Origin of the sequence: Pseudomonas alkylphenolica (genome assembly GCF_004025535.1) — a bacterium.
Taxonomy (GTDB): domain Bacteria; phylum Pseudomonadota; class Gammaproteobacteria; order Pseudomonadales; family Pseudomonadaceae; genus Aquipseudomonas; species Aquipseudomonas alkylphenolica_A.
On record NZ_QJRG01000033.1, the window covers coordinates 406,117 to 430,811 of the forward strand.

General features: G+C 61.7%; 26 protein-coding genes and 3 pseudogenes. 15 read left to right on the forward strand and 14 right to left on the reverse strand.

The annotated features are described in order from the left end of the window. Positions 1 to 103: 103 nt before the first annotated feature. The 3 genes from DM813_RS01860 to rpmE form a co-directional block, all read right to left on the reverse strand. Positions 104 to 1,372, reverse strand: a complete 1,269-nt coding sequence (locus tag DM813_RS01860) for a malic enzyme-like NAD(P)-binding protein (RefSeq protein WP_128321750.1) — start codon at positions 1,370 to 1,372, stop codon at positions 104 to 106. A 178-nt stretch (positions 1,373 to 1,550) separates the two neighbouring features. Next, entirely contained in the window at positions 1,551 to 2,372 is an 822-nt protein-coding gene (locus tag DM813_RS01865; protein WP_128321751.1) for a thermonuclease family protein, read from the reverse strand. A 2-nt stretch (positions 2,373 to 2,374) separates the two neighbouring features. Further along, positions 2,375 to 2,590: a 50S ribosomal protein L31 gene (gene rpmE / locus DM813_RS01870; protein ID WP_128321752.1), complete on the reverse strand. Its 216-nt coding sequence runs from the start codon at positions 2,588 to 2,590 to the stop codon at positions 2,375 to 2,377. Between the two features lie 168 nt (positions 2,591 to 2,758). On the opposite strand from rpmE, the gene DM813_RS01875 reads away from it, so the two are divergent. The 3 genes from DM813_RS01875 (at position 2,759) to DM813_RS01885 (ending at position 7,579) form a co-directional block, all read left to right on the forward strand. Then, complete coding sequence (locus DM813_RS01875) at positions 2,759 to 4,978, forward strand: primosomal protein N' (protein WP_128321753.1); 2,220 nt, start codon at positions 2,759 to 2,761, stop codon at positions 4,976 to 4,978. Between the two features lie 173 nt (positions 4,979 to 5,151). After that, positions 5,152 to 6,888 (forward strand): arginine--tRNA ligase, encoded by a 1,737-nt coding sequence (argS, locus tag DM813_RS01880; protein ID WP_128321754.1) that lies wholly within the window; start codon positions 5,152 to 5,154, stop codon positions 6,886 to 6,888. Between the two features lies 1 nt (position 6,889). Beyond that, positions 6,890 to 7,579, forward strand: coding sequence for an SPOR domain-containing protein (locus DM813_RS01885; protein ID WP_128321755.1), 690 nt, complete (start codon positions 6,890 to 6,892; stop codon positions 7,577 to 7,579). 41 nt (positions 7,580 to 7,620) lie between these two features. Here DM813_RS01885 and DM813_RS01890 read toward each other — a convergent pair whose 3' ends face one another. Beyond that, the gene (locus DM813_RS01890) at positions 7,621 to 8,040 is read right to left on the reverse strand and encodes an NINE protein (protein WP_128321756.1); all 420 of its coding nucleotides are present in this window, start codon (positions 8,038 to 8,040) and stop codon (positions 7,621 to 7,623) included. Between the two features lie 155 nt (positions 8,041 to 8,195). Here DM813_RS01890 and DM813_RS28885 point away from each other — a divergent pair. Both DM813_RS28885 and DM813_RS01895 read left to right on the forward strand, forming a co-directional pair. Then, positions 8,196 to 8,313, forward strand: a pseudogene (locus tag DM813_RS28885) (peptidase P60); the annotation flags it as partial. Positions 8,314 to 8,384: 71 nt separating this feature from the next. Further along, a pseudogene (locus tag DM813_RS01895) lies at positions 8,385 to 8,816 on the forward strand (C40 family peptidase); the annotation flags it as partial. An 11-nt stretch (positions 8,817 to 8,827) separates the two neighbouring features. On the opposite strand, the gene DM813_RS01900 reads toward DM813_RS01895, so the two are convergent. Further along, entirely contained in the window at positions 8,828 to 9,838 is a 1,011-nt protein-coding gene (locus DM813_RS01900; protein ID WP_128321758.1) for a type IV pilus twitching motility protein PilT, read from the reverse strand. Between the two features lie 66 nt (positions 9,839 to 9,904). Between DM813_RS01900 and DM813_RS01905 the strand changes: the two genes are divergently transcribed. From DM813_RS01905 to DM813_RS01945, 9 genes are all read left to right on the forward strand, one after another. Beyond that, a complete protein-coding gene (locus DM813_RS01905; RefSeq protein WP_128321759.1) occupies positions 9,905 to 10,591 on the forward strand; it encodes a YggS family pyridoxal phosphate-dependent enzyme in 687 nt (228 codons plus the stop codon). Between the two features lie 38 nt (positions 10,592 to 10,629). Next, complete coding sequence (gene proC / locus DM813_RS01910) at positions 10,630 to 11,448, forward strand: pyrroline-5-carboxylate reductase (protein WP_128321760.1); 819 nt, start codon at positions 10,630 to 10,632, stop codon at positions 11,446 to 11,448. Positions 11,449 to 11,458: 10 nt separating this feature from the next. Further along, on the forward strand, positions 11,459 to 12,049 hold the full coding sequence (locus DM813_RS01915; RefSeq protein ID WP_128321761.1) for a YggT family protein: 591 nt from the start codon (positions 11,459 to 11,461) through the stop codon (positions 12,047 to 12,049). A gap of 153 nt (positions 12,050 to 12,202) precedes the next feature. After that, positions 12,203 to 13,342: a homoserine O-succinyltransferase MetX gene (gene metX / locus DM813_RS01920; RefSeq protein WP_128321762.1), complete on the forward strand. Its 1,140-nt coding sequence runs from the start codon at positions 12,203 to 12,205 to the stop codon at positions 13,340 to 13,342. A 7-nt stretch (positions 13,343 to 13,349) separates the two neighbouring features. Continuing rightward, complete coding sequence (gene metW, locus DM813_RS01925; RefSeq protein WP_128321763.1) at positions 13,350 to 13,970, forward strand: methionine biosynthesis protein MetW; 621 nt, start codon at positions 13,350 to 13,352, stop codon at positions 13,968 to 13,970. A gap of 24 nt (positions 13,971 to 13,994) precedes the next feature. Further along, positions 13,995 to 14,429: a DUF4426 domain-containing protein gene (locus DM813_RS01930; protein ID WP_128321764.1), complete on the forward strand. Its 435-nt coding sequence runs from the start codon at positions 13,995 to 13,997 to the stop codon at positions 14,427 to 14,429. After that, positions 14,429 to 15,022: an RdgB/HAM1 family non-canonical purine NTP pyrophosphatase gene (gene rdgB, locus DM813_RS01935; RefSeq protein ID WP_431311894.1), complete on the forward strand. Its 594-nt coding sequence runs from the start codon at positions 14,429 to 14,431 to the stop codon at positions 15,020 to 15,022. The genes DM813_RS01930 and rdgB overlap by 1 nt, the downstream gene beginning before the upstream one ends. After that, positions 15,019 to 16,233, forward strand: coding sequence for a radical SAM family heme chaperone HemW (gene hemW / locus DM813_RS01940; RefSeq protein WP_128321766.1), 1,215 nt, complete (start codon positions 15,019 to 15,021; stop codon positions 16,231 to 16,233). Before rdgB ends, hemW begins: the two co-directional genes overlap by 4 nt. Positions 16,234 to 16,242: 9 nt before the next feature. After that, positions 16,243 to 16,566: a DUF3392 domain-containing protein gene (locus DM813_RS01945; RefSeq protein ID WP_128321767.1), complete on the forward strand. Its 324-nt coding sequence runs from the start codon at positions 16,243 to 16,245 to the stop codon at positions 16,564 to 16,566. Between the two features lie 83 nt (positions 16,567 to 16,649). Here the strand turns inward: DM813_RS01945 and trmB are convergent, their stop codons facing one another. From trmB to DM813_RS01965, 4 genes are all read right to left on the reverse strand, one after another. Beyond that, the gene (gene trmB / locus DM813_RS01950) at positions 16,650 to 17,372 is read right to left on the reverse strand and encodes a tRNA (guanosine(46)-N7)-methyltransferase TrmB (RefSeq protein ID WP_128321768.1); all 723 of its coding nucleotides are present in this window, start codon (positions 17,370 to 17,372) and stop codon (positions 16,650 to 16,652) included. A gap of 9 nt (positions 17,373 to 17,381) precedes the next feature. After that, positions 17,382 to 18,176 (reverse strand): thiazole synthase, encoded by a 795-nt coding sequence (locus tag DM813_RS01955; protein ID WP_038615579.1) that lies wholly within the window; start codon positions 18,174 to 18,176, stop codon positions 17,382 to 17,384. 48 nt (positions 18,177 to 18,224) lie between these two features. Next, on the reverse strand, positions 18,225 to 18,425 hold the full coding sequence (gene thiS, locus DM813_RS01960) for a sulfur carrier protein ThiS (protein ID WP_128321769.1): 201 nt from the start codon (positions 18,423 to 18,425) through the stop codon (positions 18,225 to 18,227). A 101-nt stretch (positions 18,426 to 18,526) separates the two neighbouring features. Beyond that, on the reverse strand, positions 18,527 to 18,898 hold the full coding sequence (locus DM813_RS01965; protein WP_128321770.1) for a DUF423 domain-containing protein: 372 nt from the start codon (positions 18,896 to 18,898) through the stop codon (positions 18,527 to 18,529). A 33-nt stretch (positions 18,899 to 18,931) separates the two neighbouring features. On the opposite strand from DM813_RS01965, the pseudogene mtgA reads away from it, so the two are divergent. Next, positions 18,932 to 19,689: pseudogene (gene mtgA, locus DM813_RS01970) on the forward strand (monofunctional biosynthetic peptidoglycan transglycosylase). Positions 19,690 to 19,752: 63 nt separating this feature from the next. Here the strand turns inward: mtgA and DM813_RS01975 are convergent. The 5 genes from DM813_RS01975 to ftsY all read right to left on the reverse strand — a co-directional run bounded on the left by DM813_RS01975 (position 19,753) and on the right by ftsY (position 24,622). After that, positions 19,753 to 20,262 carry a DUF1993 domain-containing protein gene (locus tag DM813_RS01975; protein WP_128321772.1) on the reverse strand — a complete coding sequence of 170 codons (510 nt, stop codon included), beginning with the start codon at positions 20,260 to 20,262 and terminating at the stop codon, positions 19,753 to 19,755. A gap of 139 nt (positions 20,263 to 20,401) precedes the next feature. Further along, a complete protein-coding gene (rpoH, locus tag DM813_RS01980; protein WP_038615587.1) occupies positions 20,402 to 21,256 on the reverse strand; it encodes an RNA polymerase sigma factor RpoH in 855 nt (284 codons plus the stop codon). 113 nt (positions 21,257 to 21,369) lie between these two features. Beyond that, the gene (ftsX, locus tag DM813_RS01985; protein ID WP_128321773.1) at positions 21,370 to 22,398 is read right to left on the reverse strand and encodes a permease-like cell division protein FtsX; all 1,029 of its coding nucleotides are present in this window, start codon (positions 22,396 to 22,398) and stop codon (positions 21,370 to 21,372) included. After that, on the reverse strand, positions 22,395 to 23,066 hold the full coding sequence (ftsE, locus tag DM813_RS01990) for a cell division ATP-binding protein FtsE (protein ID WP_038615591.1): 672 nt from the start codon (positions 23,064 to 23,066) through the stop codon (positions 22,395 to 22,397). The genes ftsX and ftsE overlap by 4 nt, the downstream gene beginning before the upstream one ends. Further along, entirely contained in the window at positions 23,063 to 24,622 is a 1,560-nt protein-coding gene (ftsY, locus tag DM813_RS01995) for a signal recognition particle-docking protein FtsY (protein WP_128321774.1), read from the reverse strand. Before ftsY ends, ftsE begins: the two co-directional genes overlap by 4 nt. Between the last annotated feature and the right edge of the window lie 73 nt (positions 24,623 to 24,695).

A 24,695-nucleotide genomic window follows, 5' to 3' on the forward strand; every position in this document is an offset into this window, starting at 1 on the left:
CGCTGCGCCCATCGCGGATAAATCCGCTCCTACAGGTTTAAGCAAGCCAACAAAAAGCCCCGACTCTCACGAGCCGGGGCTTTTTGTTGAACGCTACAACGGCTTAGCCGTTGAACACGTCATCCACGCTTTTCAGCGGGTAGTTCTTCGGATACGGCAGGGTCGCTACGCCGGTCTCGATGGCGGCCTTGGCCACAGCGTCGGAAACCAAGGTGATCAGACGGGCATCCATTGGCTTCGGAATGATGTACTCACGGCCGAATTCCAGCGCGTCGACGCCGTAAGCTGCGCAAACTTCCTTCGGCACTGGCAGCTTGGCCAGGTCTTTCAGGGCGTTGGCGGCAGCGATCTTCATTTCTTCGTTGATGCGCTTGGCGCGAACGTCCAGGGCACCGCGGAAGATGAACGGGAAGCCCAGTACGTTGTTGACCTGGTTAGGGTAGTCGGAGCGACCGGTAGCCATGATCACGTCGCTACGGGTAGCGTGCGCCAGTTCCGGGGAGATTTCCGGATCAGGGTTGGAGCAGGCGAACACGATCGGGTTCGGCGCCATCGACTTCAGGCCTTCAGGGCTCAGCAGGTTCGGACCGGACAGGCCAACGAACACGTCAGCGCCATCCAGGGCGTCTGCCAGGGTGCGCTTGTCGGTCGCGTGAGCGAAGACAGCCTTGTACTGGTTCAGGTCGTCACGACCAGCGTGGATCACGCCAGTACGGTCAACCATGAAGATGTTTTCGATCTGTGCGCCCATGCTCACCAGCAGCTTCATGCAGGAGATGGCGGCAGCACCGGCACCCAGGCAGACGATCTTGGCGTCGGAGAGGGTCTTGCCGGCGATTTCCAGGGCGTTGATCATGCCTGCAGCGGTCACGATTGCAGTACCGTGCTGGTCATCGTGGAAAACCGGGATGTCGCACTGCTCGATCAGGGTGCGCTCGATCTCAAAGCACTCAGGTGCCTTGATGTCTTCCAGGTTGATGCCACCGAAGGTGATGGAAATGCGGCGGACAGTGTCGATGAAAGCCTGCGGGCTCTCCGATTCGACTTCGATGTCGAATACGTCGATGCCAGCGAAACGCTTGAACAGAACACCCTTGCCTTCCATGACAGGCTTGGACGCCAGTGGGCCGAGGTTACCCAGGCCGAGAATGGCGGTGCCGTCGGAAATGACTGCTACCAGATTGCCCTTGCCGGTGTACTTGTAGGCCAGCTCCGGATCGCGACCAATTTCACGTACCGGCTCAGCCACGCCTGGGCTGTAGGCCAGCGACAGGTCGCGAGCAGTCGCGGTAGGTTTGGAGAGCTCGACGCTCAGTTTCCCCGGACGAGGCTGAGCATGGTATTCGAGAGCGGCGGTTTTCAAATCTGACATGGTGGGCATTCCGCTATTTACTGTTCTGACGGACCGCCGAGGATACGCAAAGAGCAAAGGGCCGACAAGACTGGCCGGTCACTTGTGTCAAGGCCTTTAACCTACGACTTTCCGCCAAGACCCGCAGCCTGCAAGGGTTTCAATGTGTACAATCGAATAAAAAAATGTTCACAATTTTTTAACGATTGGCCCGCTCCAGCATCGACGGATCGGTCAATGGCAGCAACCAGCGTCTCTGCCCGGCTTTCAGGCCGCCCTTGCGGGAACGATCCAGCACCCAACCACGCGCTTCGATGGTCTGCCCTTTGAGGTCGCTGAAGAAGGACGCGGGGAAATTGCGCTGCAATCGTGCAGGCACCTGAAGGACCAGCGAATCGTCAATTTCGATCCAGGTTCCGCCGCGATTGCGCTCGATACCCACGACTTTCCCGCCGATCAGCGCAAAACCGGATTGCTGTACCTGATCCGCTGCTACCACGGGAGGTGTGCGCCACACGCCCAGTCGCTGCTGACGAGCGGTACGCTCTGCCTGGCCCTGGCAGTCCGTCAGCGCCACGTTGGGCGCGACTGCCACACGGTAGCCGAGGCCCTCACTCAACAGCTGTGCTTCGAAATTGTCGCCAGCACGACCATAAATATGTGCCAGGGTGCGCCCGTACTTGTCTCTGGACTCGATGCCCGGAACCAACCCGACCTCGCCGCCGCTGGCCTTCACCAAGGCTTGCAGACGCCGGCGGGCCGCCTCAGCGTAGGGTTCGCTGGTACGGCCCTTGCGGCCAATCTCCGGGGCATTGATGCCGATAAGGCGAACACTGCGCCCATCATTCAGACGCAAGGTATCACCGTCGACCACCTGACGCACGGTGACAACCTGCGGGTCAGCCGGTGCAGCGCAGAAGGCCAGCGCCGGCAGTTGCCAAATCGCGCCCACAAAAAAGGCGCCCACGAGGGACGCCTTTTTCAGCAGCATTGCCAAGCCCACAGGGCCAGCTACGCGCAATCTTACTTCTTGGCACCGAACATGCCGAAGCGATCTGCGAACTTCTGTACGCGGCCGCCAGTGTCCAGCACCTTTTGCTTACCGGTGTAGAACGGGTGGCATTCGTTGCAAACGTCGGTGCCCAGTGGAGCGCACAGGGTCGAACGGGTTTCGAACGAGTTGCCGCAGCTGCAGGTGACTGCGACTACTTCATAATTCGGATGAATTTCTGGTTTCATGGTCACTTCCTCGACTGCGTGCCGCCACCCAACACCATTGTTGAATACCGCACGTAATTAGGCGGCGAATAATACCAGAGCATGCTCTCAACGCAAGTTGTCGCTTGCACCGGCTGTCGTCTGCTAGGCTCGCCGGGTCTTGGAAATTCCCTTCAGAGAACTCTTCGCGTGTCCGACGTCATTTTGCGCCTCGCCCTGCCCTCGCCTTTACGGCGGCTGTTCGACTACAGGGCCCCGGCGAACATGGCGCGCCAGGCACTCACCCCGGGCATGCGCATCCGCGTGCCGTTCGGGCGCCGGGAGATGATCGGCATCCTGATCGAGATCGCCGACAAAAGCGAAGTGCCCGCCGACAAGCTCAAGCCGGCCATTGCCCTGCTCGATCCCGTTTCACCGCTGCCTCCGGCCCTGTTCAAGCTCTGCCTGTGGACGGCGCAGTACTACCAGCACAGCCTCGGCGACACATTGAGCTGGGCGCTGCCCGTGTTGCTGCGCCAGGGCGAGCCGGCCGAAGCGCGCCAGGAGCGCTTCTGGCAGGTCGCGCCAGGCGCCCGCCTGGATGACCCGCGCATCGCCCGCGCACCGCGTCAGCGCGAGGCCCTGGCCACGCTGGCGCAGCACCCGCATGGCGTCGCGCACACCTTGCTGGGCAAGCTGATGCTGAGCAAGGACAGCCTTGATCTGCTGCTGGCCAAGGAGTTGGTACAGGTCGAGGTGCGGCGCCATCTGCCCCTGGCCCGCCATGAACACTGGCTGGCCCAGCCTGAACTGCCACTGAACGAGGAACAACGCGCAGCCTTCAATGCGGTGCGCTCAGGCTTCGACAGCTTTCATGCCTTCCTGCTGGCCGGGGTGACCGGTAGCGGCAAGACCGAAGTCTACCTGCAACTGATCCGCGAAACCCTGGAGGCCGGCAAGCAGGCACTGATCCTGATCCCGGAAATCAACCTCGGGCCGCAGACCCTGGCGCGTTTCGAACAGCGCTTCAACGCCCGCATCGCCTTGTTGCACTCGGCGGTCAATGACCGTGAACGCCTCGATGCCTGGCTGGCAGCCCGTGACGGCGAGGCCGACATCATCATCGGCACCCGCTCGGCGCTGTTCACGCCGATGAAGCACCCGGGCCTGATCATCATCGACGAAGAGCACGACGGCTCGTATAAACAGCAGGAAGGCCTGCGTTATCACGCCCGCGACCTGGCACTGGTGCGCGCTCGCCAGGAAAACATCCCGATCCTGCTAGGCTCGGCAACGCCATCGCTGGAAAGCCTACACAACGCCCACAGCGGCCGTTACGGGATGCTGCGCCTCAACCAGCGGGCCGGCGGCGCCCAGCAACCGCGCTTCCTGCGCCTGGATGTGAAGAGCCGCCCTCTGGACAGCGGCATCAGCGGGCCGATGCAGCAAGCCATCGGCCAGACCCTGGCTGCCGGCCAGCAGGTGCTGGTGTTTCTCAATCGCCGTGGCTTTGCCCCGACACTGCTCTGCCATGACTGCGGCTGGATGTCCGAATGCCCGCGCTGCGATGCGCGCATGACCGTGCATCAGCGCTCGAACGAGTTGCGCTGTCATCATTGCGGCTATGACGAGCGCGTCCCCCGCCAGTGCCCGCAGTGCAACAAGGTCGACCTGCGCCCGGTAGGCGCCGGCACCGAACGCGCCGAAGAGCGCCTGAATACCCTGTTCCCGGATTTCCCGGTGTTGCGCGTCGACCGCGACAGCACTTCGCGCAAGGACGCGATGAACCAGCTGTTCAACACCATTCAGCGGGGCCAGCCGTGCATCCTGGTCGGCACGCAGATGCTTGCCAAGGGTCACCACTTTCCGCGGGTGACCCTGGTGGCCATCCTCGATGCCGATGGCGGCCTGTTCTCCGGCGATTTTCGCGCCAGCGAACGCATGGCCCAGCTCATCGTGCAGGTCGCTGGCCGGGCCGGGCGCGCCGAGGAACCGGGCAAAGTCATCATCCAGACGCACCTGGCCGACCATCCACTGCTGGTACAACTGACCGAACAAGGCTACTTCGCCTTCGCCGAGCAAGCGTTGAGCGAGCGTCGTGCCGCAGGGCTACCACCCTTTGCCCACCTGGCCCTGCTGCGCGCCGAGGCGCACAAACCGGGTCAGGCGGAAAGCTTTCTGGACGAAGCCTGCAGTGCGGCCGAGCAGTTGCTGGCGGAGCACAACCTGCACGGTATCGAGCTGCTCGGCCCGGTACCCGCGCCGATGGAGCGACGTGCGGGGCGTTTTCGTGCGCAACTATTGCTCCAGGCCAATGCACGGGCGCCTTTGCATCGACTGATCAGTGCCTGGTTGCTACTGTTGGAAAACATGCCGTCAGGCCGCCAGGTGCGCTGGTCTTTGGATGTGGACCCCGTCGATCTGTATTGACTCTGCAGGAGCGGATTTATCCGCAAAGACCTTTCGCGGATAAATCCGCGCCTGCAGGTACGCGGTGTTCCTGCGACACCAAAGGTTGGCAACCTCGCCCCGGCAACGGATAATGTCCAGTTTTTCCACCTGCGCATCGAGCGCCACCGCGCTTGCGGTCGAAAGAGAAGCCCATGAAAGACACCATTCGCCAGCTTATCCAGCAAGCCCTCACCCAACTCGTCGCCGACGGTGTGCTGCCTGAAGGGCTGACGCCGGCGATCCAGGTGGAAAACGCCCGGGACAAAACCCACGGCGATTTCGCCAGCAACATCGCGATGATGCTGGCCAAGCCGGCCGGCATGAAGCCGCGCGACCTGGCCGAGAAAATCATCGCCGCACTGCCTGCCGACGAGCAGGTCAGCAAGGTCGAGATCGCCGGCCCTGGCTTCCTCAACTTCTTCCAGAACACCCAGGCACTGGCTGCCCGCCTGGATGCGGCACTGGCCGACGCCAAACTGGGCGTGCGCAAGGCCGGCCCGCAGCAGAAAGTCGTAGTCGACCTGTCGGCACCGAACCTTGCCAAAGAGATGCACGTCGGCCACCTGCGCTCGACCATCATCGGCGACGCCGTTTCCCGCGTGCTTGAGTTCCTCGGCGACACCGTGGTGCGTCAGAACCATGTAGGCGACTGGGGCACCCAGTTCGGCATGCTGATGGCCTACCTGCAGGAAAACCCGATCACCAGCGACGAACTGTCTGACCTGGAAAATTTCTACCGTGCGGCGAAAAAACGCTTCGATGAATCCGAAGAATTCGCCGACCGCGCCCGTGGCCTGGTGGTCAAGCTGCAAGCCGGCGACGAGGAATGCCTGAAGCTGTGGACCCGCTTCAAGGATATTTCCCTGGCGCACTGCCAGAAAACCTACGAACTGCTCAACGTCAACCTGACCATGGCCGACGTGATGGGCGAAAGCGCCTATAACGACGACCTGGCCAATGTTGTCAGCGACCTCAAGGCCAAAGGCTTGCTGGTCGAAAGCAAGGGGGCACAGTGCGTGTTCCTGGACGAGTTCAAAACTGCCGAAGGCGAGCCACTGCCGGTGATCGTGCAAAAGGCCGATGGCGGCTATCTGTACGCCACCACCGACCTGGCCGCGGTACGCTACCGCAGCAATGTGCTCAAAGCCGACCGCGCCCTGTACTTCGTCGACCAGCGCCAGGCCCTGCACTTCAACCAGGTGTTCGAAGTGGCCCGCAAAGCCGGTTTCGTCGGCCACCCGATGGACATGGAACACATGGGCTTCGGCACCATGAACGGTGCTGATGGCCGTCCGTTCAAGACCCGTGATGGCGGCACCGTCAAGCTCATCGACCTGCTGACCGAAGCCAAGGACCGCGCCTACGCGCTGGTCAAAGAGAAAAACCCGGAGCTGCCGGACGAAGAACTGCGCGCCATCGGCCAGGTCGTCGGCATCGACGCGGTCAAATACGCCGACCTGTCCAAGCACCGCACCAGCGACTACAGCTTCAACTTCGAGCTGATGCTCAACTTCGAAGGCAACACCGCACCGTACCTGCTCTACGCCTACACCCGTGTGGCGGGCGTGTTCCGTAAACTGGGCAAAGGTTTCGACGAAGTCGACGGCCACATCGTGCTGCAAGCCGCCCAGGAACAGGACCTGGCTGCGCGCCTGGCCCAATTTGGCGAAATTTTGAACAACGTCGCTGAAAAAGGGACTCCACACGTTCTCTGCGCCTACCTGTACGACGTCGCCGGCCTGTTCTCCAGCTTCTACGAGAACTGCCCGATCCTCGGCGCCGAAACGCCTGAACAACAGCAAAGCCGCCTGCGCCTGGCCGCCCTGACCGGTCGCACCCTCAAGCAAGGTCTGGAGCTGCTCGGCCTGGAAACCCTGGAGCGTATGTAAGTTGGCTGCCAAGAAAAAACCTGCTCCCAAGCGCGGCGCCAGTCGTAACCAAGCACCTGCCAAACAACCGATCCCAGGCTGGCTCTGGCTGGCGATCGGCCTGACGGTGGGTGCCTTCGTGGTTTTCCTGATGAAGCTCGAGCCGGGTGGCGATGAGGTCAAACGCGCCAAGCCTGAGCAACAAAAGGCCGAAAAAGCCGCCGAAGCCAACAAGACCGCGCCAAGCCCGCAGCAACCGGTCAAGCCCAAGTACGACTTCTACACCCTGCTGCCCGAGTCTGAAGTGATCGTGCCGCCGGAAGCCGTACCGGAGAAAACCCCACCGGTACCGGCACAACCACCGGTCACCCCGGCGGAAGCAGCGAAAATCGACACCGCGCGCGCCCAGGCCGCCTTGATGGGGCAGACGCCGCCACCGGCACCGGAAGTGATCAAGCCGGCAGCAACCACGCAGTTCTTCCTGCAGGCCGGATCGTTCCGCAAGCAGGCTGACGCCGACAAGGTGCGCGCCCAGATCATCCTGCTCGGGCAGGCGGTCAAGGTCGAGTCCGGCACAGTCAAAGAGGAAACCTGGTACCGGGTACTGGTCGGCCCGTTCAGCAATCGCGAACAGCTCACCGTGGCCCAGAAACAACTGGCAGGTGCAGGTTTCAGCAACCTGCTGCTGCAGCAGCGCCAGACCCGCCAGTAGTCACGCCAGCGGCCTTGTCGCCTTCGACAAGGCCGCTGCACTCAACGCCGCTGGGCGTTCGCCAGCGACACCTGGGTGTTCAGCGTCCAGAAGTCATACAAGATACCCACCAGAAACAGGCCACCCGTGCACAGGTAGATGATCCCGGTGATCCATTTGCCCTGGTACATGCGGTGTACGCCAAACAAGCCGAGAAAGGTCAGCAGAATCCAGGCCAGGCTGTAGTCCAGCGGGCCCGCGTGGAAACGCAGGTCGGCTTCGCGATCCATGGCCGGAATCAGGAACAGGTCGATCAGCCAGCCGATACCCAGCAGGCCCAGGGTGCAGAACCAGATGGTCCCGGTGACCGGCTTGCCGTAATAAAAGCGGTGAGCGCCGGTGAAGCCGAAAATCCACAGCAGATAGCCGATGACCTTGCTGTGCGTGTCGTGCAGTTGCCCATCCTGTTGATAACTGTTCATTCATAGCCTCTTCAGGTTATCGATAAATTTTCTAAGCAAAAATGTGACTTTTTCGTGTCAGGGCGACGTATGGCACCCTGCCAGTCGACCAACGGATCAGAAATTGATCAAAAAGCTGTTATAAAGTTTCGCGCTAACCAACTAGAGCCCTGCCTATGCGTCCTCTTTTCAAGACATGGCTGACCCTTTGCCTATTATTGCCACTGGCCGCCCACGCCACCAACCGTGAGCAACGTCTACCTAACGGCTTCTCCGGGTACACCACAAATTCCACGTCTGTACGTTCCACCAAGAACGTCAGCACCAAGACCCAGCACCGCACCCGCTCCAACCCACAGAGCTATCCGGTTGCCGCCATGTCGCCCGAGCAGAGCAGCGACGTGCTCAGCCGTGCCGTCAATGTACTCGGCACCCCTTACCGCTGGGGCGGCAGCAGCCCAAGCAAGGGCTTCGATTGCAGTGGCCTGGTCAAGTACGCCTTCAACGATATCGATGAAATCGACTTGCCCCGCACCTCGAATGCCATGGCCCAGGGTCACGGCATCAAGGTAGACCGTGACGACCTCAAGCCAGGCGACCTGATCTTCTTCAACATCAAGAGCCGCCGGGTCAACCACGTTGCCATCTACCTGGGCAATGACCGCTTCATCCACGCCCCGCGTACCGGTAAGCGCGTCAGTATCGACACGCTGAACAAACCCTACTGGCGCAGCCGCTATGTGGTTGCCAAGCGCGTCCTGCCGAAAAGCCAGCAACTGGCCCTGGCCAAGCGCTAACGCCTTATAACCTATATGCGGGCACTTTCGAGGCTGATCAAGCCTCGCCGCAACAGACCCTGAAGGCAGCTGTCCAGGGTCTGCATACCCAGCGCCCCGCCCGTTTGCATCGTCGAATACAACTGCGCCACCTTGCCCTCGCGTACCAGGTTACGCACCGCAGGTGTGGCCAGCAGTATTTCATGCGCGGCCACCCGACCGCCCTCCACCTTTGCGACCAGCACCTGCGACACCACTGCCTGTAACGCATCGGCCAGCATCGCCCGCACCAGTTGCTTTTCCTCGGCAGCAAAAACGTCCACCAGACGATCAATGGTTTTCGCCGCCGATGCTGCATGCACCGTTGCCAGCACCAGATGCCCGGTTTCAGCCGCCGTCAGGGCCAGGCGGATGGTCTGCGCGTCACGCAGTTCACCCAGCATGATCACATCCGGGTCCTGCCTGAGCGCGCCGTGCAGGGCCTGGACAAAGCCATGGCTATGCCGGCCGATCTCGCGCTGGCTGACCAGGCTGCGACGGGGGCTGTGGATAAATTCGACCGGATCCTCAAGGGTGATGATGTGCAGCGGCCGCTCTCGATTGAGGTGGTCCAGCAGTGCAGCCAGGGTTGTCGACTTGCCCGAGCCGGTCGGCCCGGTGACCAGCACCAGGCCGGCAGGCAGCTCGGCAATCCGGCGAAACACATCGCCTAGCCCTAATTCGGCCAGGCTGCTCACCTGCGCCGGAATCACCCGCAGCACGGCCGCCGGCCCGCGCAGCTGGGTGAAGGCATTCACCCGAAAACGCGCCAGACCAGGCACATCGATGGCGAAGTCGGTCTCCAGATGGCTTTCGAAGGCCTTCTGTTGAGCGTCCGACATCAACTGCCCGAGCACTTCACTCACCTCCTGCGCACTCAATAGCGGCACGTCCAGGCGGCACATCTTCCCGTCTACACGAATGGCCGGCACCTCGGCCGCTGCCAGGTGCAGGTCCGAGGCCCCGGCCCTTGTCGCCAGGGCCAAGAGTTCAGTCACATCCATGAGACTCCCCAAAGGCTGCCAAGCAGGTAGAATGCCGCAGACCCAAAGAGCCGCTGGCATCGATCAATGTCCACCATAGCAGACAACCTTTCCACGCTCGGCGCACGCATCAACGCTGCTGCCCAGGCGTCAGGACGCGCGCCGTCCACCATCCGCTTGCTGGCCGTCAGCAAGACCAAACCCGCCGCCGCCGTGCGTGAAGCCTTTGCCGCCGGGGTTCGCGATGTGGGCGAGAACTATCTGCAGGAAGCCCTGAACAAACAGGCCGAATTGACCGACCTGCCCTTGACCTGGCACTTCATCGGCCCCATTCAGTCGAACAAGACTCGTGCGATTGCCGAGCATTTTGACTGGGTACATTCCGTGGATCGCCTGAAAATCGCCCAACGCCTGTCGGAACAACGCCCTGACAGCCTTGAACCACTGAACATCTGCCTGCAGGTGAATGTCAGCGGCGAAGCCAGCAAGTCCGGCTGCACGCCGGAGGAACTGCCCGCCCTGGCCCTGGCCATTGCGGCACTTCCGCGCCTGCGCCTGCGCGGATTGATGGCCATTCCGGAGCCCACCGACGACCGTGCCGCCCAAGAGGCCGCGTTCGCCAGGGTTCAGCAGTTGCAAGCCAGCCTGAACCTCGGTCTGGATACCCTTTCCATGGGCATGAGCCACGACCTGGAGGCCGCCATTGCCCAGGGCGCGACCTGGGTCCGCATCGGCACCGCGCTGTTTGGTGCACGCGATTACGGCCAGCCCTGACCCATGCCTTATTCAACCTTCACCCTCAAGGACCTGACATGAGCAAGACTCGTATTGCCTTTATCGGCGCCGGCAACATGGCCGCCAGCCTGATCGGCGGCCTGCGCGCCCAGGGCCTGGACGCCTCGCAGATCCGCGCCAGCGATCCGGGTGCCGAGCAGCGGGCGAAAGTCCACGCCGAACACGGCATTGAAATGTTTGCCAACAATGCCGATGCCGTCGAAGGCGCCGACGTTGTGGTCTTGGCGGTCAAACCCCAGGCCATGAAAGCTGTGTGTGAAGCACTCAAACCCAGCCTCAAGCCCGAGCAACTGGTGGTGTCGATTGCCGCCGGAATCACCTGCGCCAGCATGAACAACTGGCTCGGCGCCCAGCCCATCGTGCGCTGCATGCCCAATACCCCGGCACTGCTGCGCCAAGGCGTGAGCGGCCTGTACGCCACCGCCGAAGTCTCGGCAGCACAACGCCAGCAAGCCGAACAGCTGTTGTCGGCGGTGGGCATCGCCTTGTGGCTGGACTCCGAGCAACAGCTCGATGCCGTCACTGCAGTCTCCGGCAGCGGCCCGGCGTACTTTTTCCTGCTGATCGAAGCCATGACGGCCGCTGGCGAAAAACTCGGCCTGCCACGCGAAACCGCCGCGAAGCTGACCCTGCAAACCGCACTGGGCGCAGCGCACATGGCTGTCAGCAGCGACGTTGATGCCGCCGAACTGCGCCGCCGCGTCACCTCGCCTGCCGGCACCACGGAAGCGGCGATCAAGTCGTTCCAGGCCGACGGGTTCGAAGCCCTGGTCGAAAAAGCGCTAGGCGCTGCGGCACACCGCTCGGCCGAGATGGCCGAACAACTGGGCAACTAAGGAGCCGAACATGATCGGATTGAACACCGCTGCCATTTACATCCTGCAAACCCTGGGCAGTCTCTACCTGCTGATCATCATGCTGCGCTTCATCCTGCAACTGGTTCGCGCCGACTTCTACAACCCGCTGAGCCAGTTCGCCGTACGCGCCACCCAGCCGCTGCTTAAACCTATGCGCCGGATCATTCCCAGCCTGTTTGGCCTGGACATGTCCTCGCTGCTGCTGGCGATCCTCGTGCAGATGCTGTTCATGGCCCTGACCCTGCTACTGGCCTACGGCACCACCGGTAACCCGCTGCAGCTGCTGATCTGGTCGATCATCGGCGTTACCGCGCTGTTCCTGAAGATCTTCTTCTTCGCCCTGATCATCAGCGTGATCCTCTCCTGGGTCGCACCGGGCAGCCACAACCCGGGCGCCGAACTGGTCAACCAGATCTGTGAACCGTTCCTGGCACCGTTCCGCCGCATCCTGCCGAACCTGGGTGGCCTGGATATCTCGCCGATCCTCGCGTTCATGGCCCTGAAGCTGATCGACATGCTGGTGATCAACAACCTCGCGGCCATGACGGCGATGCCGGAAATCCTGCGGCTTCTGGTTTAACCGCTCCGTAGGAGCCGATCTTGCCAACGCCAGGGCGCCTGGCAGCTCTACAACCAAGGTCGGCTCCAACAGGTTCATTGCAGCGGGTTCATTGCTTGCTGCATACCCCCGTGGTCTTTAGACTTACGCCTCATTTAAGCGTGAGCAGGGTCGATGTCCACTGTCTTTCCCGAAGATTCGGTCGGTCTGGTAACACCGCAACTGGCACAGTTCGACGAGCCGTTGGCCCTGGCCTGCGGTCGGTCGCTGGCCTCCTACGAACTGATCTACGAAACCTACGGCACGCTGAACAGCTCGGCCAGCAACGCCGTGCTGATCTGCCATGCGCTGTCCGGTCACCACCACGCCGCGGGCTTTCACAGCCCCAATGACCGCAAGCCGGGGTGGTGGGACAGCTGCATTGGCCCCGGCAAGCCAATCGACACCAACCGCTTCTTCGTGGTCAGCCTGAACAACCTCGGCGGCTGTAATGGCAGCACCGGCCCGAGCAGCATCAACCCGGCCACCGGCAAGCCCTACGGTGCCGACTTCCCGGTGTTGACCGTGGAAGACTGGGTGCACAGCCAGGCACGCCTGGCCGACCGCCTGGGTATCGGTCAGTGGGCTGCAGTCATCGGCGGCAGCCTGGGCGGCATGCAGGCGCTGCAATGGACCATCACCTACCCGGATCGGGTTCGCCACTGCCTCGACATCGCCTCGGCACCCAAGCTGTCGGCGCAGAACATCGCCTTCAACGAAGTGGCTCGCCAGGCCATCCTCACCGACCCCGAGTTCCACGGTGGCTCGTTCCAGGACCAGGGCGTCATCCCCAAGCGTGGCCTGATGCTGGCACGGATGGTCGGGCATATCACTTACCTGTCCGATGACTCCATGGGTGAAAAATTCGGCCGCGAACTGAAAAGCGACAAGCTCAACTACGACTTCCACAGCGTTGAATTCCAGGTGGAAAGCTACCTGCGCTATCAGGGTGAGGAGTTCTCCGGTCGTTTCGACGCCAACACCTACCTACTGATGACCAAGGCCCTGGACTATTTCGACCCGGCAGCCGCCCACGGCGGTGACCTGGCCGCAACGCTGGCCCATGTCAAAGCGGACTACTGCGTGATGTCGTTCACCACCGACTGGCGCTTCTCGCCAGCACGTTCGCGTGAAATCGTCGACGCGCTGATCGCCGCCCGCAAGAACGTCTGCTACCTGGATATCGACTCGCCGTATGGCCACGATGCCTTCCTGATCCCGACCCCGCGCTACATCACGGGCTTCACGAACTACATGAACCGCATCGTCTGCTGAGGAAGCCATGAGAGCCGACCTGGAAATCATCCAAGACTGGATCCCCGCCGGTAGCCGCGTACTCGACCTCGGTTGTGGTACAGGCGAGCTGTTGGCATCGCTGCGTGACCACAAGCAGGTCAGCGGCTACGGCCTGGAAATCGACCCTGACAACATTGCCCAATGCGTGGCCAAGGGCGTCAACGTCATCGAGCAAGACCTCGACAAGGGCCTGGGCAATTTCGCCAGCAACAGCTTCGACGTGGTGGTCATGACCCAGGCCCTGCAGGCCGTGGAGTACCCGGACCGCATCCTCGACGAAATGCTGCGCGTGGGCCGCCAGTGCATCATCACCTTTCCCAACTTCGGTCACTGGCGCTGCCGCTGGTACCTGGCGACGAAGGGTCGCATGCCGGTTTCCGACTTCATGCCGTATACCTGGTACAACACGCCGAACATCCACTTCTGCACCTTTGAAGACTTCGAGGCGCTGTGCAGCGAACGCCGCGCCCAGGTACTGGACCGTCTGGCCGTCGACCATTTGCACCGTCACGGGTGGGCGAGCAAGCTATGGCCTAATCTTCTAGGGGAGATCGGCATTTACCGTGTCAACAGCCCCGGCCTTACAGATCACAAGGTCGCGGTTTAATCCGCACACTGGAGGAGAACGATCATGGGTCGCTTGTTGAGCTTTTTACTGGTTGCCTGCCTGAGCGCGACAGCCGTAGCTGCCGACGCCATCAAAGGCGAGCGCCAGGAAGTCTTCGGTGATACGACGGTGCACTACAGCACCTTCATCTCCACGTTCCTGCAACCGGACATCGCCAAAGCCGCCGAACTGGTTCGCAGCAAGAATCAGGGCGTGATCAACGTCTCGGTGATCAAGGCCGGCAAGCCGCTGGTCACCCAGGTCAGCGGCACGGTCAAAGACCTGACCAGTAACTCGGTGCCGCTGAAGTTCAAGCAGATCAACGAACAAGGCGCGATTTACTACATCGCCCAGTTCCCTGTCGAACAACAGGAAACCCGTACCTTCACCATCAACGTTGATACCGGTGGCAAAACCGAAACCATCAGTTTCAACCAAGAGCTTTTCCCAGGCGAATAATGACTTTTCAGCACATCGTATTGGCCAGCCACAACGCCGGCAAACTCAAGGAACTGCAGGCCATGCTCGGCGAGTCCGTGCAACTGCGCTCCATTGGTGAGTTCAGCAGCGTCGAGCCGGAAGAAACCGGCCTGTCGTTCGTTGAGAACGCCATTCTCAAAGCGCGCAATGCCGCACGCATTTCCGGCATGCCGGCGCTGGCTGACGACTCCGGCCTGGCGGTCGACTTTCTCGGCGGCGCGCCGGGCATCTATTCCGCGCGCTATGCCGACGGTCAGGGCGATGCGGCCAACAACGCCAAATTGCTCGATGTCCTCAAGGATGTCCCCGAGGCACAACGTGGCGCGCAGTTCGTCTGTGTCCTGGCCCTGGTACGCCACGCCGACGACCCGCTGCCGATCCTCTGTGAAGGGCTGTGGCACGGGCGCATCCTGACCCAGGCCAGCGGTGAACATGGCTTTGGCTACGACCCGCTGTTCTGGGTGCCGGAGCGCAATTGCTCCAGCGCCGAACTCAGCCCTGCCGACAAGAACCAGATCAGCCACCGAGCCCGTGCCATGAGCCTGCTGCGTCAACGTCTGGGCCTGGCATGACCGATCATTCGCCGGCACAGCCACTGCATCTGGGCGAGGCTGGCTTTACATCCCAGGCACCACGGGCGGCCCTGACGCAGCTGCCGCCCCTGGCGCTGTACATCCATATCCCCTGGTGCGTGCGCAAATGCCCGTACTGCGACTTCAATTCCCACGCCGCAACGCCCGAACTGCCCGAAGAGGCCTATGTCGATGCCCTGCTGGCAGACCTCGACCAGGAACTGGGTGCGGTCTACGGCCGCCCGATCAGTTCGATCTTCTTCGGTGGCGGCACCCCGAGCCTGTTCAGTGCCAAGGCGCTGGGCCGGCTGCTCACGGGCGTTGAGCAACGCATTCCGTTCGCCAGCGATATCGAGATCACCCTGGAAGCCAACCCCGGGACCTTCGAGCAAGAGAAGTTCAAGGCATACCGGCAGCTGGGCATCAATCGCCTGTCGATCGGCATCCAGAGCTTCCAGCAAGCAAAGCTTGAGGCGCTGGGGCGCATCCACAATGGTGACGAAGCCATTCGCGCCGCCGACATGGCGCGCAGCGCCGGCTTCGACAACTTCAACCTGGACCTGATGCACGGGCTGCCTGACCAGTCTCTGGACGACGCACTCGGCGATCTGCGCCAGGCTATTGCCCTTAGCCCTACGCACCTGTCCTGGTACCAGCTGACGCTCGAACCCAATACGGTGTTCTGGAACCAGCCACCGCTGCTGCCCGAAGACGATATCCTCTGGGACATCCAGGAAGCCGGCCAGGCACTGCTGGCCAGCCACGGCTACAGCCAGTATGAAGTCTCGGCCTATGCCCAGCCCGGTCGCGCCGCACGGCACAACCTCAACTACTGGAGCTTCGGCGACTTCATCGGCATCGGCGCCGGCGCCCACGGCAAGCTCAGCCACCCTGACGGGCGCATCCTGCGCACCTGGAAGACGCGCCTGCCCAAGGACTACCTGAACCCGGCCAAAGCCTTCAAAGCGGGTGAAAAGCTGCTGCCGGTCGACGAGCTGCCGTTCGAGTTCCTGATGAACGCCTTGCGCCTGACCCAGGGCGTGGACGCCGAGTTGTTCAGCCAGCGCACTGGACTGGCCCTGGAACAGCTCACCGAGGCTCGCCGCGAAGCCGAACAAAAGGGCCTTTTGCAGGTCGAAACGACGCGACTGGTCGCCACCCCACGGGGCCAGTTGTTCCTCAACGACCTGCTGCAGTATTTCTTGACCTAAGGATTGCGAATGGACTTGGTACTCGATCTGCTTTCGACAGTTTCCCGCTGGAGCCGCGGCAACCTGTCGGAGATCTCACTGGCACTCGTGGGATGCTTGCTGGTGCTGTTTGGCACCGACATCAAGGGCTGGGTAGAGCAGCGCCTGGGCGGCCTGGCAGGCGCCTTGCGCGTGCCCTTCATGGCATTGCTGGTGATGATCGGTAGCGGTGCGGCGCTGATCTATGCCACGCCGTGGGTGGTGAAGGGGCTGTCGCAGTTCAACAACTACGCGCTGGCGCCGGTGTTGCTGATTGTGCTGGTACTGATCGGCGTGGTCGCAGACCGCCGCTGACAACAACGCCAGCTTCCACAGATTTATCACACACCCTGTGGGAGCCGGCATTGCCGGCGATCGAGCGCAAAACGCGCGCAGATTTACGCCAGTTTCTCGAACTTCAGGTCCCACACCCCGTGCCCAAGTCGTTCGCCACGGCGTTCGAACTTGGTGATCGGGCGCTCGGCCGGGCGCTCTACGCACTTGCCGTCAGCCGCCAGGTTGCGATAACCCGGCGCGACATTCATGACTTCCAGCATGTATTCGGCATAAGGTTCCCAGTCGGTAGCCATATGGAATACGCCACCGACCTTGAGCTTGCTGCGCACCAGCGCGGCGAATTCAGGCTGAACGATACGGCGCTTGTGGTGACGGCTCTTGTGCCACGGGTCGGGGAAGAACAGCATCAGCCGGTCAAGGCTGTTGTCGGCGACACACTTGTTCAGTACTTCAATGGCATCGCAGTCGTATACCCGCAGATTTTTCAGGCCCTGGGTAAGCACGCCGTTGAGCAGCGCGCCAACCCCGGGGCGGTGTACTTCGACGCCGATGAAGTCTTGGTCCGGCGCTGCCGCAGCCATTTCCAGCAGGGAATGGCCCATGCCGAAACCGATCTCCAGGGTGCGCGGCGCCGAACGGCCGAACACCTGGTCGTAGTCTACCGGGCTATCAGCCAGCGGCAGGATGAACAGCGGCCCACCCTGCTCCAGGCCACGTTGCTGACCTTCGGTCATACGCCCGGCGCGCATCACGAAACTCTTGATGCGGCGGTGTTGGCGCTCTTCGCCTTCGGCGGAGATCGGCGTTTCTTGCGATTCAGTCATCAGGAGCTCTTACTTGATCAGACCATCCAGCGGCGACGAGGCGCTGGCATAGAGTTTTTTCGGCATACGGCCGGCGAGGTACGCCAGACGGCCGGCGACAATGGCGTGTTTCATCGCTTCGGCCATCATGATCGGCTGTTGGGCATTGGCAATGGCCGAGTTCATCAGCACGGCCTCGCAGCCCATTTCCATGGCGATGGTGGCATCTGAAGCGGTACCGACACCGGCATCCACCAGCACAGGTACTTTCGATTCTTCGAGAATGATCTGCAGGTTGTAGGGGTTGCAGATACCCAGGCCGGTACCGATCAGGCCAGCCAGCGGCATGACTGCGATGCAACCCGCCTCGGCCAGCTGACGCGCGATGATCGGGTCATCACTGGTGTAGACCATCACGTCAAAACCGTCCTTGACCAGCACTTCGGCGGCCTTGAGGGTTTCGATGACGTTGGGGAACAGGGTTTTCTGGTCGGCCAGTACTTCCAGCTTCACCAGGTTGTGGCCATCGAGCAGTTCGCGCGCCAGGCGGCAGGTGCGCACGGCTTCGACGGCGTCGTAGCACCCGGCGGTGTTCGGCAGAATGGTGTAGCGGTCCGGCGGCAGCACATCGAGCAGGTTCGGTTCGCCCGGGTTCTGGCCGATGTTGGTACGACGTACGGCTACGGTGACGATCTCGGCGCCCGAGGCTTCGATGGCCAGGCGGGTTTCTTCAAGGTCACGGTATTTGCCGGTACCAACCAGCAGGCGCGACTGGAAAGTACGGCCGGCCAGCGTGAAGGGCTTGTCGCTGCGAAGGTTGCTCATCGGAAATCCTCTGAAAGGTTGAGGGACTTGCAAGGTAATCCTGGGGGCTTAGCCGCCGCCGATGGCATGCACGACTTCGACCTGATCGCCTTCACGCAGCGCAGTGGCTGCGTGCTGGCTGCGTGGCACGATGTCCAGGTTGAGTTCTACTGCGACGCGACGCCCGACAAGGTCCAGGCGGGTCAGCAGGGCCTCGACGCTCTCGCCATCGGGCAACTCGAAGGATTCACCGTTCAATTGAATGCGCATGCGCACGGCCACCATTATTTTTAGGGGCCCGCATTCTAGCCCTGATCACGCCCTGCGACCAAGGCCAAGCATCGCCATTCGTCTCGATTTGGACCGCTGGGTCAACCCAGGCGCCAGGCGGCGAGCCCCAGGCACAGCCAGCCCCCGAGGAAGGCCAGGCCACCAATCGGGGTAATCATGCCGAGTTTGCCGATGCCGCTCAGGGTCAACAGGTAGAGGCTGCCGGAAAACAGCACGATACCCAGCGCGAACAGGCCGCCAGCCCAGCCCACCAGCCTGCCGGGCAATTGCGCAGCCAGTACCGCCACCGCCAGCAGCGCCAGGGCATGGACAAGCTGGTACGTCACCCCGGTGTGAAAAATCGCCAGGTACTCGCTGCTCAGGCGCCCCTTCAGGCCATGGGCTGCAAAGGCGCCCAAGGCAACCCCGGTGAAGCCGAAAAAGGCGGCGAGCATTAGAAAACTACGCAACATGAGGCGACTCCTAGTCATCACAGGGTCTGTATAATGGCCCGCTCATTCGGTTCGGCCAAGCCATGTCTATGTTGTCGTCCATTATCCGTCGTCTCGCCCGCGCCCTGCTCTGGTTTGCTGCCGGTAGCGCCCTGTTGGTGCTGGTGCTGCGCTGGGTACCCCCACCGGGCACAGCGCTGATGGTCGAACGCAAGGTCGAGTCCTGGTTCAATGGCCAGCCCATCGACCTGCAACGCGACTGGGAACCCTGGGAGCGCATCTCAGACGAGCTCAAAGTCGCAGTGATTGCTGGCGAAGACCAGAAATTTGCCAATCACTGGGGCTTCGACTTCATCGCCATTCAGGCCGCTCTCGCCCACAACGAACGCGGCGGCAGCATTCGCGGCGCCAGTACCCTGAGCCAGCAGGTGGCCAAGAACCAATTCCTCTGGTCGGGCCGCAGCTGGTTGCGCAAAGGCCTGGAAGCCTGGTTCACCGCCCTGATTGAACTGCTGTGGTCCAAGGAACGGATTCTTGAGGTGTACCTCAACAGTGCCGAATGGGGTGAAGGCGTGTTTGGCGCGCAAGCGGCAGCGCAGCATCATTTTGGTGTAGATGCCAACCGCCTCAGCCGTCAGCAGGCCAGCCTGCTTGCCGCCGTGCTGCCGAGCCCACTCAACTGGAGCGCCAGCCGCCCCAGCAGTTATGTCGCACGGCGTGCCGGCTGGATACGCCAGCAGATGCGCCAGCTGGGCGGCAGCGATTACCTCAGCCAGCTGGACAGCCCGCGCCGGGCACCCTGGAACCCATAAAAACACCCGGCGAAGCGCAAACTTTGCCGGGTTTTCAGTGTGTGCCGATTACCGGGTTAGCGCTTAGAACGCACCCATGTAGTCACGCTTGCCCACTTCCACACCATTGTGACGCAGGATCGCGTACGTGGTGGTGACGTGGAAGAAGAACTGCGGCAGGCCGTAAGTCAGCAGGTAAGCCTGACCCGTGAAGCGCTTCTCTTTCGGCGTGCCCGGACGGGTAACGATTTCGATGCCTTCCTTGCCGTCGATCTGCGCTGGCGCAAAACCGTCGAGGAAAGCCAGAACCTTGGTGATCAGCGCTTGCAGCTCGGCAAAGGTGGTTTCGTTGTCGTCGTATTTCGGCAACTCGACCTCGGCCAGACGCGCCGATACGCCCTTGGCGAAATCAACCGCGATCTGCACCTGGCGAACCAGCGGAAACATGTCCGGGTACAGGCGCGCCTGCAGGAACACGCTCGGGTCGATGTTTTTTGCCGTAGCGTGCGCTTCGGCCTTGTTCAGGACATCACTCAAGGCGTTGAGCATTTGCTTGAAAACAGGAACGGAAGCGGCATACAAGGAAATGGTCATAACAGTCTCGATGTGGGTGGCGAAAGAAGTGACAGTGCCAATGTGGCGCGATTATAGACCTGCGCTGCCGCCTGAAAGACCTGGCACCATAAAAAAGCCCCGACACGTCGGGGCTTTTTGTTTATTGCCGTATCGCGGCTCAGATTGCGATCAAGGCTTTCACCTTGTTCATCGCGTTCTTTTCCAGCTGGCGAATCCGCTCGGCGGACACGCTGTATTTCTCGGCCAGGTCGTGAAGGGTGGCCTTCTCCTCGGCCAGCCAGCGCTGGTAGAGGATGTCACGGCTACGGTCGTCCAGACCCTGCAAGGCTTCGTGCAGGTTGCTGGTGGAGTTGTCGCTCCAGTCGGCATCTTCCAATTGCAGCGCCGGGTCGTAGCGATGGTCTTCCAGGTAGTTGGCCGGCGACTGGAACGCACTGTCGTCGTCGGCTTCGGACGCAGGATCAAACGCCATGTCCTGACCGGTCAGGCGGCTTTCCATCTCACGGACTTCACGCGGCTCCACACCCAGGCTTTCGGCCACACGATGAACTTCATCGTTGTTCAGCCAGGCCAGGCGCTTTTTCTGGCTGCGCAGGTTGAAGAACAGCTTGCGCTGGGCCTTGGTGGTGGCGACTTTGACGATCCGCCAGTTACGCAGGATGAACTCGTGAATTTCGGCTTTGATCCAGTGCACTGCAAAGGACACCAGGCGCACACCCATTTCCGGGTTGAAACGTTTGACCGCCTTCATCAGGCCAACGTTACCTTCCTGGATCAGGTCAGCCTGAGCCAGCCCGTAGCCGGAATAGCTACGCGCGATATGTACGACAAAACGCAGGTGGGCGAGCACCATTTGCCGAGCCGCCTCAAGATTCTGCTCATAGTAGAGACTCTCGGCCAGTTCACGCTCCTGCTCCGGCGTCAGCAATGGAATGCTGTTGACCGTGTGCACGTAGGCTTCCAGGTTTGCGCCGGGAACCAGGGCATAGGCAGGTTGCAACGAAGTGGTCATACGAAAAAACCTCCGACTCACTAAACTCGTGCCCGAAGACACTGCCAACATTGACCGGGAACCGCGAAACAAGTTCCCTAAAAATGAAAAGAGTCAATACAAGCAAAAAGACACTATCGCGGTGCCAGCTCACTCAGGTGGCGGGCCACCGCAATCCAAGCACCGATATACCCTAACAACACCGCACCAAGCAAGAGCGACAGACCATCGGCAGACGGGACGCCCGCCAACGCAAAGTCGCTGCCATACAGCCCGGAAAGCCCGATTACCGCATCGTTCAGCCAGTTCAGGCCAAATGCCAGCACCCCCCAGGCCAATACCCCTGCGCCCAGACCATACAACGCGCCCATGTACAGGAAAGGCCGGCGCACATAGCTGTCGGTGCCGCCTACCAGCTTGATCACCTCGATCTCGGTACGGCGGTTCTCGATGTGCAGGCGAATTGTGTTACCAATTACCAAAAGCAGCGCCGAAATCAGCAACACCGTCAGGCCGAACACAAACCGGTCGCCCAGCTTGAGAATCGCCGCCAGGCGCTCGACCCACAACAGGTCAAGTTGCGCCACGTCCACTTTGGGCAGCTCTGCAAGGCGTTGGCGCAGGGCTTCAAGGGCGGGTTTGTCGACTTCTGCCGGAGTGACCACAATCACACCCGGCAGGGGATTCTCAGGCAGTTCGCGCAGCGCATCGCCAAGGCCGGATTGCTGCTGGAATTCCTCCAGGGCCTTTTCGCGGCTGACGTACTCGGCTTCGGCTACCCCGGGGAGCGCCTTGATCTGCTCACGCAAGGCCTCACCGTCACGGCTGTTGGCATCGAGCTTGAGGTACAGGGAAATCTGCGCCGCACGCTGCCAGGAGCCTCCCAGACGCTCGACGTTGCTCAGCAGCAGCGAGAGGCCCATGGGCAAGCTCAGGGCCACTGCCATCACCAGGCAAGTGAAAAAGCTGCCAATCGGCTGCTTGCCCAGGCGGCGCAAGCTGTCGACCAGGCTCGAGCGGTGACTTTCCAGCCAGGCGTGCAACAGGGTACGGAAGTCCGGCCCGTCGTCGTCATGGCTGCTGCGTTTGTTCTTTTCCGGTTGTGGATCGGCGGCTTTCGGTGCGACGCGCTCGGACACTTTGGGACTGCGTGTTGCACTCATTGGCCGGCCTCCCCGTCACCGATCAAACGGCCACGCTGCAGGGTCAGCATGCGATGGCGCATGCGCGCGATCAGCGCCAGGTCGTGACTGGCGATGAGCACGCTGGTACCCAGGCGGTTGATGTCTTCGAATACACCCATGATTTCCGCCGCAAGGCGTGGGTCGAGGTTACCAGTCGGCTCGTCCGCCAGCAGCAGGGCCGGACGGTGGACGATCGCGCGGGCAATACCGACACGCTGTTGCTGACCGGTCGACAGGTCGCCGGGGAACAGTTCGGCCTTGTCCGACAGGGCCACGCGCTCAAGCGCCGAGTCGACCCGCTTGGCCACTTCGGCCTTGGACAGGCCAAGGATCTGCAGCGGCAGGGCGACGTTGTTGAACACAGTGCGGTCGAACAGCAGCTGGTGGTTCTGGAACACCACGCCAATCTGCCGACGCAGGAACGGAATCTGCGCGTTGCTGATCTGCCCGAGGTCCTGGCCCGCCAGCAGCAGTTTGCCGCTGGTCGGTCGCTCCATGGCCAGCAGCAGGCGCAGCAAGGTGCTTTTACCTGCGCCGGAGTGGCCGGTGACGAACAGGAATTCGCCCCGACGCACCCGAAAACTCAACTCATGCAGGCCTACGTGGCCATTGGGGTAGCGTTTGGCGACCTGTTCGAATCGAATCATGGATGCTCCCGCTCGGCAAACAGTGCTTTCACGAAGGGTTCGGCTTCGAAGGTGCGCAGATCGTCGATACCTTCGCCCACGCCAATATAGCGGATCGGCAGGCCGAACTGCTTGGCCAGGGCGAAGATCACCCCGCCTTTGGCCGTGCCATCGAGCTTGGTCAGGGCGAGACCGGTGAGCTCGACGCTCTGGTTGAAGTGCTTGGCCTGGTTGATCGCGTTCTGACCGGTGCCGGCATCTAGCACCAGCAGGACTTCGTGCGGCGCGTCGGCATCGAGCTTGCCGATGACCCGACGGACCTTCTTCAGCTCTTCCATCAGGTTGTCTTTGGTGTGCAGGCGACCGGCGGTATCGGCGATCAGTACGTCGATGCCGCGGGCCTTGGCGGCCTGGACAGCGTCGAAGATGACCGAGGCAGAGTCGGCACCGGTGTGCTGGGCGATCACCGGGATCTGGTTGCGCTCGCCCCAGACCTGCAGTTGCTCGACCGCTGCGGCACGGAAGGTGTCACCGGCGGCGAGCATGACTTTCTTGCCTTCAAGCTGCAGTTTTTTCGCCAGCTTGCCGATGGTGGTGGTTTTACCGGCACCGTTGACGCCGACTACCAGGATCACGAACGGCTTGTTCTGCGCCTGGATGCGCAGCGGTTGTTCAACCGGCTTGAGCAGGTCGGCCAGCTCGCCTTGCAGCGACTTGTACAGGGCGTCGCTGTCGGCCAGCTGCTTGCGCGCGACCTTCTGCGTCAGGCTCTGAACGATCACCGAGGTGGCCTCGACGCCGACGTCAGCGGTCAGCAGGCGGGTTTCAATCTCGTCGAGCAGGTCATCGTCAATGGCCTTCTTGCCCAGGAACAGGCTGGCCATGCCTTCGCCAATGCTGGCGCTGGTTTTCGACAGGCCCTGCTTGAGACGGGCGAAGAATCCGCCTTTGTTCTCTTCGACACGGGCCGCAGCAGGTGCTTCGACGGGGGCGGGTTCAACTACCGGCGCGGGAACGGGAGCTGGGGCTGCTACAGGCGCTACAGGCGCTACAGGCGCTACAGGCGCTACAGGCGCTACAGGCGCTACAGGCGCTACAGGCGCTACAGGCGCTACAGGCGCTACAGGCTCGGGCGTCTGGATTGCTGCCGCAACAGGCTCTGGTGCAGGTGCAGGTGCAGGCTCTGCAATGACCGGCGCAGGCTCTACCTGAGTTTCAGCAACAGGTACCGGGCGCTCTGGAATCGGCGGCGGCGCGTGCGGCTCCAGATCAGCCACCAGCGCTACCGGCTCCTCCGGAACGGGCAGCACAAGGCCGACAAACGGCGCTTGCGGCGCCTCAACGGGCACAGGCTGAGCAGGCTCGGCGACCACGACCGCTGTAGGTTGGTCGTTGATCGGCGCAACTGTAACCTGCGCTTCGACGGCCGGCACTGCAGGCTGCTCCGGTTCGATCGGTGCAGGGGTTTGTGGCTGTTCGGCAACAGGTTGCTGCGGCTTTTTGCGCAGCCAGCCGAACAGGCCCTTCTTTTCACCAGCCGCAGCCGGCGTCTTTTTGTCGTCGTTGGAACCAAACATGGAAGACGGCTATCTCAGGGTAGCGATGCGCCACTGTGGCGCTTCGAAAATTCTTTTAACGCAGAACAGACTA